The 12,727-nt window shown below is 59.5% G+C and carries 10 protein-coding genes; all 10 read left to right on the top strand.

The window, feature by feature from the left end; genetic code table 11:
* Positions 1-19: 19 nt before the first annotated feature.
* The 10 genes from dnaE to truD all read left to right on the top strand — a co-directional run bounded on the left by dnaE (position 20) and on the right by truD (position 12,720).
* Positions 20-3,502, top strand: coding sequence for a DNA polymerase III subunit alpha (dnaE, locus tag KZO34_RS18115; protein WP_219478344.1), 3,483 nt, complete (start codon positions 20-22; stop codon positions 3,500-3,502).
* Positions 3,503-3,680: 178 nt separating this feature from the next.
* Entirely contained in the window at positions 3,681-4,634 is a 954-nt protein-coding gene (gene accA, locus KZO34_RS18120) for an acetyl-CoA carboxylase carboxyl transferase subunit alpha (RefSeq protein WP_219478346.1), read from the top strand.
* Entirely contained in the window at positions 4,618-5,979 is a 1,362-nt protein-coding gene (tilS, locus tag KZO34_RS18125) for a tRNA lysidine(34) synthetase TilS (protein WP_219478348.1), read from the top strand. The genes accA and tilS overlap by 17 nt, the downstream gene beginning before the upstream one ends.
* Positions 5,980-6,066: 87 nt before the next feature.
* The gene (locus KZO34_RS18130; RefSeq protein ID WP_219478350.1) at positions 6,067-7,695 is read left to right on the top strand and encodes a CTP synthase; all 1,629 of its coding nucleotides are present in this window, start codon (positions 6,067-6,069) and stop codon (positions 7,693-7,695) included.
* Positions 7,696-7,697: 2 nt separating this feature from the next.
* Positions 7,698-8,543, top strand: a complete 846-nt coding sequence (gene kdsA, locus KZO34_RS18135) for a 3-deoxy-8-phosphooctulonate synthase (protein WP_219478352.1) — start codon at positions 7,698-7,700, stop codon at positions 8,541-8,543.
* Between the two features lie 63 nt (positions 8,544-8,606).
* Entirely contained in the window at positions 8,607-9,902 is a 1,296-nt protein-coding gene (eno, locus tag KZO34_RS18140) for a phosphopyruvate hydratase (RefSeq protein ID WP_219478354.1), read from the top strand.
* Positions 9,903-10,103: 201 nt separating this feature from the next.
* Positions 10,104-10,376 (top strand): septum formation initiator family protein, encoded by a 273-nt coding sequence (locus KZO34_RS18145; protein WP_219478356.1) that lies wholly within the window; start codon positions 10,104-10,106, stop codon positions 10,374-10,376.
* Between the two features lie 40 nt (positions 10,377-10,416).
* The gene (gene ispD / locus KZO34_RS18150; RefSeq protein ID WP_219478359.1) at positions 10,417-11,118 is read left to right on the top strand and encodes a 2-C-methyl-D-erythritol 4-phosphate cytidylyltransferase; all 702 of its coding nucleotides are present in this window, start codon (positions 10,417-10,419) and stop codon (positions 11,116-11,118) included.
* A 25-nt stretch (positions 11,119-11,143) separates the two neighbouring features.
* Positions 11,144-11,623: a 2-C-methyl-D-erythritol 2,4-cyclodiphosphate synthase gene (gene ispF / locus KZO34_RS18155; protein ID WP_219478361.1), complete on the top strand. Its 480-nt coding sequence runs from the start codon at positions 11,144-11,146 to the stop codon at positions 11,621-11,623.
* Positions 11,620-12,720: a tRNA pseudouridine(13) synthase TruD gene (truD, locus tag KZO34_RS18160; protein WP_219478363.1), complete on the top strand. Its 1,101-nt coding sequence runs from the start codon at positions 11,620-11,622 to the stop codon at positions 12,718-12,720. The genes ispF and truD overlap by 4 nt, the downstream gene beginning before the upstream one ends.
* Positions 12,721-12,727 lie beyond the last annotated feature (7 nt).

Here is a 12,727-nt window from a genome sequence, read left to right on the forward strand (position 1 = left end):
ACAGGAATTGCCTGACGTTATGGCACAGACTTTTGTACACCTCCGCGTACATTCCGAATACTCAATGGTTGACGGACTGGTACGGGTAAAGCCCCTGATCAACCGGGTTGCCGAGCTGGGTATGCCAGCCGTCGGACTCACCGAGCAGTCGAACATGTGTTCCCTGGTTCGTTTCTACAAGGCCGCCACCGGTGCCGGAGTGAAGCCCATTATCGGGGCGGACCTCTGGCTGGAGAATCCCGACGAACCGGACAATCCGTTCAGGCTGACGTTGTTGGCGCGGAATAACGATGGCTACCTGAACCTGACTGAAATTATTTCTCTGGGTTACACCGAAGGGCAGCGTTTCGGCAAGCCGATTATTCAGCGCAAGTGGCTGGAAGACCGGCCTGGCGGCCTGATCATGCTGTCCGGGGCGAAACTGGGCGATATCGGCAAGGCCCTGCTGGCCGACAAGCCAGAGCTTGCTCGGGAGCGTGCCGAGTACTGGATGAACCTCTATCCGGATGCCTGTTACCTGGAACTTCAGCGTACCGGTCGTCCCGGCGATGAGGACTGCCTGCACCGGAGTGTTGCGCTGGCCCAGGAGCTGGGTCTGCCGGTGGTGGCTACCAACGATGTGCACTTTGTTGATGCCGAGGACTTTGAAGCCCACGAGGCCCGGGTCTGCATCGGCGAGAGTCGGACACTGGACGACCCCCGTCGGGACCGACGGTTCAGCGACCAGCAATACCTGCGCAGCGCCGAGGACATGATCGAGCTGTTTGCCGACATTCCCGAGGCTATCGAGAACACCATGGAGATTGCCCGCCGCTGCTCCGTGAAGGTCCGGATGGGCGAGTACTTCCTGCCGAATTATCCCATCCCGGATGGGATGACCATGGACGACTACTTCCGCAAGGTGTCCGAGGAAGGACTGGAAGAACGTCTTGCCAAGACCCTGAGCAAGGATGATCCCGATTACGAGGAAAAGCGGGCAGCCTACTACAAGCGGCTGAACTTCGAGCTGGATATCATCATTCAGATGGGGTTCCCGGGCTACTTCCTGATCGTGATGGACTTCATCAAGTGGGCCAAGAACAATGGCGTGCCGGTCGGGCCGGGCCGGGGTTCCGGTGCCGGTTCACTGGTGGCCTATGCCCAGCTGATCACCGATCTTGACCCCCTTGAATACGATCTCCTGTTCGAGCGGTTCCTGAACCCTGAGCGGGTCTCCATGCCCGATTTTGACGTCGATTTCTGCATGGAAGGCCGTGACCGGGTTATCGAGTACACCGCCCAGAAATATGGCCGGGAGGCGGTTTCCCAGATCATCACCTTCGGGACCATGGCGGCCAAGGCGGTGGTGCGGGACGTGGCCCGGGTGCAGGGCAAGTCCTACGGTTTGGCGGACAAGTTGTCCAAGCTGATCCCGTTCGAAGTGGGCATGACCCTGGAAAAGGCCATCGAGCAGGAGCCCCAGCTCAAGGAGTTCCTCGAGAACGATGAGGAAGCCCAGGAAATCTGGGAGATGGCGCTCAAGCTCGAAGGTGTCTGCCGGAATGCCGGTAAACACGCCGGCGGCGTAGTGATCGCGCCCACCAAGATCACCGATTTCTCGCCGCTCTATTGTGATGATGAGGGCGGTAGCCTGGTCACCCAGTTTGACAAGGGCGACGTGGAAGATGCCGGACTGGTCAAGTTCGACTTCCTGGGGCTGCGCACGCTCACGATCATCAAGTGGGCCCTGAATATGATTAACCCGCGCCGGCAGCAGCGAGACCTGCCGGAGCTGGATATCAATGAAATCCCGCTCGACGATGTGCCGTCGTTCGACATGCTCAAGAAGGCCGAGACCACAGCGGTGTTCCAGCTGGAATCCCGGGGCATGAAGGACCTGATCCGGCGGCTTCAGCCAGACTCCCTGGAAGACATGATCGCCCTGGTAGCGTTGTTCCGGCCGGGGCCGCTGCAGTCCGGTATGGTTGATGACTTCATCGACCGGAAGCATGGTCGCCAGCCCATGTCCTTCCCGCATCCCGATTATCAGTATGAAGGCCTGAAGCCGGTTCTGGAGCCCACCTACGGGGTCATCCTCTACCAGGAACAGGTCATGCAGATCGCCCAGGTCATGGCCGGTTACAGCCTTGGTAACGCGGACATGCTGCGTCGGGCCATGGGTAAGAAAAAGCCCGAGGAAATGGCCAAGCAGAAGCAGTTCTTCCTGGACGGCTGCGAGCAGAACGGCATCGACAAGACCCTGGCAGAAAACATCTTCGACCTCGTGGAGAAGTTCGCCGGTTACGGTTTCAACAAGTCCCACTCCGCCGCCTACGCGCTGGTGTCCTACCAGACCCTGTGGCTGAAGGCGCATTACCCGGCCGAGTTCATGGCCGCGGTGCTCACCGCCGATATGCAGAACACCGACAAGGTGGTCACGCTGGTGGAAGAGTGCAGGAACATGAAACTGGACCTTCTGGTTCCGGATGTGAGCCGGTCGGAGTACACCTTCACGGTCAATGATGATGGCCAGATCGTGTATGGCCTCGGTGCCATCAAGGGGCTGGGCGAGGGGCCGATCCAGAGTGTCGTGGAAGGCCGTGGTGACGGCGAACCCTACCAGGATATTTTCGATTTCTGTCGACGTATTGATCTGAAAAAGGTCAACAAGCGCGCCATGGAGGCGCTGATCCGCTCCGGTGCCATGGATAAGCTGGGTGCCAGCCGGGCGCAGCTGATGGCCAGTATTGACAAGGCGGTTCAGCAGGCCGGCCAGCAGTCCCGGAATGAATCCGTGGGCATGACGGATATGTTTGGCGAGATGCTTGAAGGCGGTGAGGGCGGCGATCCCTATGCCGACGTGGCTGGCGTTCGGGAGTGGCCGGAAAAACAGCGCCTGAAAGGTGAGAAGGATACCCTTGGCTTGTACCTGACGGGCCATCCGTTCGACGAGTATGAGAAGGAAGTGCGCCGTTTTGTGCGTTCCTCCATTGCCGACCTGAAGCCCAACAAGTCACCCCAGCGGGTGGCCGGCCTGGTGGTCGCCCAGCGCACGATGAAGACGCGGACCGGTTCAACCATGTGTTTCATCACCCTCGATGACCGTAGCGCCCGTATCGAGGCAACGCTGTTCTCGGAAGCTTTTTTCGAGAATCGGGAGCTGTTGCAGTCGGACCAGGTGATTGTGGTCGAAGGCCAGGTCAGTCACGACGACTATTCCGGTCAGATGAAGATGCGGGTGAGCTCGGTGATGGACGTCGGTACCGCCCGTCAGCAGTTCAGCCGTGGGCTAAAACTTGCCCTGCGTTCGGACCAGCTGCAAAACGGCCTGCTGGAAAAGCTGGACAACACGCTCCGACCCTTCCGGTGTGAGGGCAGTCCGGTCTGGATTGAATACACCAGTGCCGAGGCCCAGACCCGGATTGAACTGGGGGAGTCCTGGCGGGTACAGCCCGACGATAACCTGCTGCTGGAGCTTCGCTACCTCGTGGGCGACCAGTCCGTAGAACTGGTCTATGATTAGATCAGTCCGGCAAGGTTCTGGGCGCAAATACGGCTGACATATTGAAAAATTAAGGTTTTGTCAGAATGTCGACTCATACCAATGTCCGCTTTAGCCGTGTTGCTGGCGCTGCTATCTTTGTCCCAAATTCTGGTTTGGCGGAGTGTTTCTCCACCTGGCAATCAAATGATGGAACATCATGAACCCTAATTATCTGGATTTCGAACAGCCCATTGCCGACCTGGAAGCCAAGATTGAAGAGCTTCGCATGGTGGGCAACGACACCGATATCAACATTACCGACGAGATTGCACGGCTCAAGAAGAAGAGCGTCAGCCTGACTGAAAGCATCTTCTCGAATCTCAAACCCTGGGACGTGGCTCGTCTGGCCCGTCATCCGCGCAGACCTTACACACTCGATTACATTGAATCGATTTTTGAGGACTTCGACGAGTTGCACGGCGACCGCCGGTACGCAGACGATCTGGCCATTGTCGGCGGGACTGCGCGTCTGAACGACAAGCCGGTGATGATCATTGGTCACCAGAAAGGCCGGGAAGTGCGGGACAAGGTCAAGCGCAACTTCGGCATGCCCCGCCCGGAAGGCTATCGCAAAGCCCTGCGGCTGATGGAGATGGCTGAACGGTTCAAGATGCCGATCCTGACCTTTATCGATACCCCGGGAGCCTATCCCGGGATCGGTGCCGAGGAGCGTGGCCAGAGTGAGGCCATCGCCTTCAACCTGGCGGTGATGTCCCGACTGAAGACACCGATCATCTCCACGGTGATTGGTGAGGGCGGGTCCGGTGGCGCGCTGGCGATCGGTGTTTGCGACCAGTTGAATATGCTTCAGTACTCCACCTATGCGGTGATCTCCCCGGAAGGTTGTGCCTCTATCCTCTGGAAGAGTGCAGAATTTGCAGCCCAGGCCGCAGAGGCCATGGGGGTAACAGCAGATCGTCTGAGGGACCTTGGGTTGGCCGATAATGTCATTCAGGAGCCCCTGGGTGGCGCCCACCGAAACCCGGATGAGATGTCGGAATCCCTGAAAGAGATCCTGGCCAATGGCGTGGCGGAACTCAGCCGCCTGCCGCTGGATGAGCTGGTAGCCCGCCGCTATGAGCGGCTGACCCGCTATGACAACGGGCGCTGAGCCCGATCACGGATTTGCCTGGCCGGATGCACTGTGCGCGCCGGTCAGGTCGCTCCCCGAACATTCCCGCCTGTGGGTCGCCCTGAGTGGTGGCCTGGATTCCGTCTTGCTCCTGCACCTGGCCGCCTTCTGTCACCGTGACCGAGTTGGCATTCGTGCCGTTCATGTAAATCATCAGCTCCAGCCCAACGCCGGCGACACCGAGGCGTTCTGTCGTGCCCAGTGCAGCGCCTTGGGTATTCCCCTGGTCACCCGACGTGTTTCAGTCGGCAACGGACGGGCTGGCGCCGACACCGGCACCGGCGGTGTGGAAGAGGCCGCTCGCGAAGCCCGCTACGCCGTGTTTGAAGAAGTCCTTGAACCGGGCGACCTGCTGCTTTTGGCTCATCACGCGGACGATCAGGTGGAAACGGTTCTGTTTCGCCTGGTTCGGGGCAGCGGAGTCGCGGGGCTGGCCGGCATGCCGCACTGTCGTCCGCTGGGGGCAGGGCAGCTTGCCCGGCCACTGCTGGAGCTGGAACGGGCGGAACTTGAACGCTGGGCACGGAGAGCCGAGCTCGAGTGGGTGGAAGACCCGAGCAATACCGATCAGGGGTATGACCGCAATTACCTTCGCCATGCCATCATTCCGGGTCTGAGGGCCCGTTGGCCGGGCCTGGCGCAGCGGGTTCGTCACAGTGCCAGGGCCTGTGCCGACAGTGAGTTTCTGAATGAGCGGCTGGCGGAGCGCCAATGGGCTGACTGTTCCGAGGGTACGAGGGCGGTGTCCGTCCGCGCCTTGCAAGGGCTTAGTGTCGTGGAGCAGAAAAATCTGATGCGCTGGTGGAGTCGGGAGTGTGGATTTCGTCCGCCGGTGGTTTCGGACTGGCACCAGGTTATGCACGATCTGCTGCAGGCCCGCGAGGACCGGGAACCCGAGTTGCGGGGGGAAGGGTTTCGACTGCGCCGGTTCCAGGGGTGGATTTATCTGGTGCCGGAGCACTCCACGGTGCCCCAGTCGTCGGTGACGTTGACGCCGGGTGAGTCATTGCGATGGGCCGACTGGACACTGTTGCTGGAGCCGGTCGCTAACCCGGAATGCCCGCCCGGGCCAATAAGGGTATCTACGAGGCAGGGTGGCGAGCGTGTTCGTCCCCGTCCGGATGGGCCGTCGAAATCACTGAAAAACTGGTTCCAGGAGCAGGCCGTGCCACCCTGGGAAAGGGCCTGTCTCCCGTTGGTTTTTGCGGGTTCCGGAGACACCGGAGAGTTGATCGCCATTGGCGATTTCTGGTGTTCTGAACAATACTCGGGAGGCGCTCCTGCCGCCGGTTGGCGGCTTGTTGTGAAGCGGGAATTTGATTGAGTCAGGTGGGGGTTTCTGGTAGTCTGGCGTCCCATCTTGAGATGACAATCTCCCTCCTTCACCGAACCAGACAATCATGGAATCTGCATGACGCGTTATATTTTCGTCACCGGCGGTGTCGTGTCCTCCTTGGGGAAAGGTATCGCATCCGCCTCTCTGGCAGCGATCCTCGAGGCACGCGGCCTGAAGGTCACTATTCTCAAGCTGGACCCGTACATCAACGTGGACCCCGGCACCATGAGCCCGTTCCAGCACGGTGAGGTTTTTGTCACCGAAGACGGCGCGGAAACCGACCTCGACCTGGGCCACTACGAGCGGTTCATCCGCACGCCGATGAGCCGTCGGAACAACTTCACCACCGGCCGTGTCTACGAAGAAGTCATTCGTAAGGAGCGTCGTGGTGATTACCTGGGCGGAACGGTTCAGGTAATTCCGCACATCACCGACGAAATCAAGCGTCGTGTCGTTGAAGGCGCGGCCGGTGCCGATGTGGCACTGATCGAGATCGGCGGTACCGTGGGTGATATTGAATCACTGCCATTCCTCGAGGCCTGTCGGCAACTGAAGGTCGAGGTTGGCCCCCAGCGTGCGCTGTTCATGCACCTGACCCTGGTTCCCTACATTGCGACCGCGGGCGAGATCAAGACCAAGCCGACCCAGCATTCCGTGAAGGAAATGCGCTCCATTGGCCTCCAGCCGGATATCCTGCTGTGCCGCTCCGAGCACGAAGTGGACGCCAGCTCCCGCCGCAAGATTGCACTCTTCACCAACGTGGAAGAGCGCGCGGTCATTCCGCTCCAGGACGCCAAATCGATTTACGCCATTCCGCGCATGCTTCACGAGCACGGCCTGGACCAGCTGGTCATCGAGCGGTTCAATCTGGATGCGCGTCCGGCGGATCTGGGGGAATGGGACGACGTCGTTGAATCCCTGATGAACCCGCAGGGTGAGATTACGATCGCCATGGTCGGCAAGTACATGGAGCTGCTGGATGCCTACAAATCGCTGATCGAGTCCCTGCTGCACGCCGGTATCAAGACCCGCACCAAGGTCAATATCAACTACATCGACTCCGAAGATATCGAGCGCGATGGCACCGGCGCACTGGAAAGCGCGGATGCCATTCTGGTGCCCGGTGGCTTCGGTGAGCGTGGGGTTGAGGGCAAGATCCGCACGGTCCAGTTTGCCCGTGAGAACAAGGTTCCTTATCTGGGAATCTGTCTGGGCATGCAGGTGGCGGTGATTGAATACGCCCGCAATGTGGCCGGTCTGAAAGACGCCCATAGCACCGAATTCCGTGAGCATACGCCAGAGCCGGTAGTGGGGCTGATTACCGAGTGGTTGGACTCCACGGGTGAGCGCGAAGAGCGTACTGGAGAGTCCGATCTCGGCGGCACCATGCGTCTCGGCGCGCAGGATTGTGTGCTGACCGAAGGCTCAACCATTGCCAACTGCTACGGCCGGAAAACCATTCGCGAGCGCCATCGTCACCGCTATGAGGTGAACAACCACTTTTTGCCCAGGCTGGAAGAAGCCGGCCTGAAAATCTCCGGTCGTTCCTCCGATGGCAAGCTGGTGGAAGTCGTGGAAGCTGGCGATCATCCCTGGTTCGTCGCCTGTCAGTTCCATCCGGAATTTACCTCGACACCGCGCGACGGTCACCCGCTGTTCAAGGGCTTTGTTGAAGCCGCCCTGGCGCGTAAGAAGGGAGCCTGATCATGGCGCGAAGCACCGTTAGCGTTTCGGATATCGAGGTAGCCAACGACAAGCCATTTGTGCTGTTCGGTGGCATGAATGTCCTGGAATCCCGGGAGCTGGCGTTCGAAGTTGCTGAGTCCTACGTTGAAGTGTGCCGGAAGCTGGGCATTCCCTATGTCTTCAAGGCATCGTTCGACAAGGCCAACCGCTCATCGGTGCATTCCTTTCGTGGACCGGGTCTGGAGCAGGGTCTCCAGATCCTGGCTGATATCAAAAGCAAGTTCGGTGTGCCCATCATTTCCGACGTGCATGAGCCGGAGCAGGCCGCACCGGCAGCAGAGGTCTGTGACATTATTCAGCTGCCGGCCTTCCTGAGTCGTCAGACCGATCTGGTGGTTGCCATGGCTGAAACCGGTGCGGTGATCAATATCAAGAAGGCCCAGTTCCTGGCACCCCAGGAAATGAAGCACATCATCAGCAAGTGCCAGGAAGCCGGCAACGACAAAGTGATTCTTTGCGAGCGTGGCACCAGCTTCGGGTACAACAACCTGGTCGTGGACATGCTTGGCTTCGGGATCATGAAAGCGATGGATGTGCCGGTGATGTTCGACGTGACCCATTCCCTGCAGATGCCCGGCGGTCGTGCCGATTCTGCCGGTGGTCGTCGTGCCCAGGTCACCGACCTGGCGCTTGCGGGTATGTCCCAGGGGCTTGCCGGTCTGTTTCTTGAGGCCCATCCGGACCCGGATCAGGCCAAATGCGACGGCCCATGCGCCCTGCGCCTGAGCCAGCTGGAACCGTTCCTGGCGCGTGTGAAAGCCGTCGATGACCTTGTGAAAAGCTTTAAACCTATCGACACCGCCTGATTGGCGGTGTTCTTCGTTTCGTCACACCCTTTGACTACTTGAATATTTTGGAGATTCATCACAATGACCAAGATTGCCAACATCAAGGCTCGCGAGGTCCTCGACTCCCGCGGTAACCCGACTGTTGAAGCGGACGTCCTCCTTGAAGACGGCACCCTCGGCCGCGCCTGTGCGCCATCTGGTGCGTCCACCGGTTCCCGCGAGGCGCTGGAACTGCGTGATCAGGATGCCTCCCGCTATCTGGGCAAGGGTGTGCGTAAGGCCGTTGATGCGGTAAATGGCAAGATCCGTGAGGCGTTGCTGGGCAAAGATGCGGCAGATCAGCGCGCCCTCGATCAGGTGATGCTGGAGCTCGATGGCACCGACAACAAGGCCAATCTGGGCGCAAACGCCATTCTGGCTGTGTCTCTGGCGGCAGCCAAAGCCGCAGCCGAATCTCTGGGCAAGCCGCTTTATGCCCACATTGCCGATCTGAACGGTACCTCCGGCCAGTTCAGCATGCCGGTGCCAATGATGAATATCCTCAACGGCGGCGAGCATGCCGACAACAACGTTGATATCCAGGAATTCATGGTTCAGCCGGTCGCGGCCAAGAGCTTCGCCGAAGCCCTGCGTATTGGCGCCGAGATTTTCCATAGCCTGAAGAAAGTGCTCAAGGCCCAGGGTCTGAACACGGCCGTTGGTGACGAGGGCGGGTTTGCCCCGAACCTGCCGTCCAACGAGGCCGCGCTGGCGGTCATCAAGGAAGCGGTTGAAAAGGCCGGTTACGAATTGGGAACCGACGTCACCCTGGCGCTGGACTGCGCTTCCTCCGAATTCTACAAAGATGGTCAGTACCAGCTGTCCGGTGAGGGCAAGAGCTTTGATTCCGAAGGCTTCGCCGACTACCTGGCGGGCCTCTGTGAGCGTTATCCGATTGTCTCCATCGAAGATGGCATGGACGAGAGTGACTGGGACGGCTGGAAAGTGCTGACTGACAAGCTGGGCAGCAAGGTCCAGTTGGTGGGCGACGACCTGTTCGTGACCAACACCCGTATCCTCAAGCAGGGTATCGACAAGGGCGTGGGCAACTCCATCCTGATCAAGTTCAACCAGATCGGTAGCCTGAGTGAAACCCTGGATGCCATCAAGATGGCTCAGGACGCGGGCTACACCGCCGTGATTTCCCACCGCTCTGGCGAAACAGAAGACACCACCATCGCCGATCTTGCGGTGGCAACCTGCGCCGGCCAGATCAAAACCGGTTCCCTGTGCCGTTCCGACCGCGTTGCCAAGTACAACCAGCTGCTTCGCATCGAAGAGGCTCTGGATGGTAAGGCACCGTACCGCGGTCTGAGCGAAATCAAGGGGCAGGGCTGACTCCAGTCCTTCCATTTTGATCCACGATCCTTATGATTGTGGTCACAAAAGTGTTAAGGCCATCGTGTTCTGAGCATTAGTTCAGTCACGATGGCCTTTTTACACAAGCGCTTAGAAGAAGTTGTTGCTAATCTACTCTAACGTCTATACTCGACCTACAGCGTTGAATTTTTGATCGGTTAATTCTTGACGGAATCGGCAATGAAGTTGCTTTGGACCACCATGGTTGTGCTGATAATCCTGCTGCAGGTTCGCCTGTGGGTCGGGGAGGGCAGCTTTGCGCAGGTCTGGGCGCTGGAACAGTCCATTGCCGAACAACGGGCGGAGAATGCCGAATTGGCTACCCGCAACGAGCGCCTCTATGCGGAGGTCCGGAACCTGCGCGGCGAGCGTGGCGCCGTAGAGGAACGCGCCAGAATGAACCTTGGGTTGATTCGCGAGGATGAAACGTTTTTTCTCGTTGTAGAAAACTGAGTTCCAGATCTCGAGTCCCCAGACGTTCCACGGAAAACCCATGACTACCTCAAAACTCTGGCTTGTCGTGCCTGCCGCTGGAATCGGCCAGCGCATGCGGGCTGAATGCCCCAAGCAGTATCTTCGCATTGACTCCCGTTTCATTCTCGATATCACCCTGTCACGGCTACTGGATTCGGCCCCGTTTGCCGGCTGCATGGTTGCCCTGAATGCGGCGGACCATTGGTGGCCCGATACCGAGGCCAGCACGGACAGTCGCATCCAGACCTGCACCGGTGGTGCCGAGCGCTCGGATTCCGTGCGTGCAGCGCTGCTGGCACTGGCTGAGCAGGTGGCCGATGACGATTGGGTTCTGGTACACGATGCGGCTCGTCCCTGTGTTCATCCCGGGGATCTCGTGAAACTGGTTGAAACCCTGTCGGATCACCCGGTTGGCGGACTACTGGCGGCGCCGGTCGCCGATACCCTGAAAAAGGCGGGCAGGGGAGCGAATCCGGAAGTCGTGGAGACAGTAGACCGGGGCCGCCTGTGGCGTGCCTTGACACCACAGATGTTCCGGTACGCTGCGCTCGTCGATGCACTGGCGAGGGCTCAGGAATCGGGGCAGGCAGTGACCGATGAGTCCTCTGCGATGGAGTTTTCCGGTAATATGCCGTTACTGGTGGAGGGTCGGCCAGACAACATCAAGGTAACCGTTCCGGCCGATCTGGATCTGGCAGGCTTTATTCTCAGCCGGTTCTGAACTTATTGTCTTCCCGGAGTATGTTATGCGTATTGGTCAGGGCTTTGATGTCCACGCCTTTGGTCAGGGTGATGCGGTTATTCTCGGGGGCGTATCCATTCCCCATCACCGGGGACTGAAGGCCCACTCAGACGGTGATGTCCTGTTGCACGCGCTGGCGGATGCGCTTCTCGGAGCGGTTGCTCTGGGGGATATTGGTCACCTGTTTCCGGATACCAGTGATGAGTGGGCTGGCGCCGACAGTCGCGACCTCTTGCGTCGGGTCATGCTGCGAGTAAGGGATGAAGGCTATGGCGTGGTCAACGTCGACAGCACGATCATCGCCCAGGCGCCAAAGATGGCGCCGCACATTGAAACCATGCGCCTCAATATTGCGGAAGACCTTGGCATTCCCGCCAGTCGAGTGAGCGTGAAAGCAACCACCACCGAGAGGCTCGGTTTCACTGGCCGCGGCGAAGGCATCGCCTGCCAGGCCATCTGCCTGCTGGAGCAGGTCCCCTCATGAGTGATGCCACGCCTGCCGGCCGCTGGCGCCTGGACTGGCCGACTTCGGCGGGGTTTCGGGTGGCGCGGGCAGAGCTGAAGTCATGCCCGAAAGATTTTCAGGTCGATGAAGAAATTGCCGGTTTTCCCGAACGGTCCGATCCTGGAGAAGAAGCTGGCGGAGACGGGGAGCACCTGTGCCTTCGGTTGCAGAAAACCGGTGACAATACCGAATTTGTCGCTCGCGAGCTGGCTGTGCTGTCCGGCTGCAGGTCGTTTGACGTTGGCTTCTGTGGCATGAAGGATCGCCATGCGGTCACCAGCCAGTGGTTCAGTCTCTACCGCCCGGGCATGGCGAACTCCGATGCCGATTTTATTGCGAATGTAGCGGAGCGTTGGCGCGTGCTGGGGGCGTGGCGCCACAATCGCAAACTCCGTCGCGGTGAGCATCGGGGTAACCGGTTTATCATCACCCTGCGCGGCATTGACGGCCGACGTGCTGAAATTGACGAAGCGCTGACGCGCCTTGAGGTTGACGGTGCGCCCAATTATTTTGGGCCCCAGCGGTTTGGCTTCGGCGGTGCCAATCTGGATCGGGCGGCTACCATGGATGCCTCTGCAATGGATCCCCGGGGACGCTCCGGGGGGCGGGGACGTAAAGGAAAACACCGCGCTGGCAGAGAGGCTTCGAAAAACGTATTGTACTTTTCGGCAGCGCGTTCATGGCTGTTCAACGAAGTTCTTGCCCGCAGGGTGGCCGATGGTACCTGGTTGAGTCCGATTGACGGTGAGCCGGGACTTGCCGCCGGTGAACCGGAAGCAACCGGACCGCTCTGGGGCGATGGTGGTACCTCCGCCAGTGGACTCCAGGAAATGTTGGAGCGAGGCGTCGTCGAGCAGGCGCCGGGGCTGGTTCAGCTGTTTTCGACGACCCGGATGAAGCCCGAGCGTCGCGCGCTGAGGGCCAGGCCCGCTGAACTGGCTTGGTATTGGCAGGAAGAGGGCTGTTTGCGGGTGGAATTCACGCTTGCGCCGGGCCAGTACGCCACCACCATTCTGAGTGATATTTTCGAGCTTGAGGACATGAGCCTCGGCCGCCATAACAAGCAACAAAGCTAGCGGAGAA

The organism is Marinobacter sp. F4206 (genome assembly GCF_019392195.1).
Taxonomy (GTDB): domain Bacteria; phylum Pseudomonadota; class Gammaproteobacteria; order Pseudomonadales; family Oleiphilaceae; genus Marinobacter.